At 27.1% G+C, this 303-nt stretch carries 1 pseudogene; it reads right to left on the bottom strand.

From position 1 onward, the window contains the following. Positions 1–254, bottom strand: a pseudogene (locus tag D9V42_RS14880) (parM protein); the annotation flags it as partial. Between the last annotated feature and the right edge of the window lie 49 nt (positions 255–303).

Raw genomic sequence — 303 nt, 5'->3', positions numbered from 1 at the left:
TTATTAGTTGATGCAGTATCTTTACCCGTGCTTGTTGTCTTATCTAAGTCTTTACCAAATAATATTATATTTTCATAATCGTCGTTAATAACAAATTCACTAACCTCTATTTCACTATTAATAAAACCCTCTAATTGTTTATCGGTATTTGATTTATAACCAATGCGCGAGGGGATTACAAAATTTTCATCATTAATTCTTCCTTTTACAAAACCATTTCCAAAATCTAAAGCCATTACATGAATATTTGCCATTTTTAATAAAACCTCCATCAAGAAAATTTACAATATAAATACTTATACA

The sequence above is a fragment of the Staphylococcus pseudoxylosus genome (genome assembly GCF_003697915.1).
Classification (GTDB): domain Bacteria; phylum Bacillota; class Bacilli; order Staphylococcales; family Staphylococcaceae; genus Staphylococcus; species Staphylococcus pseudoxylosus.
This window is presented reverse-complemented; position numbering and strand designations above follow the sequence as displayed.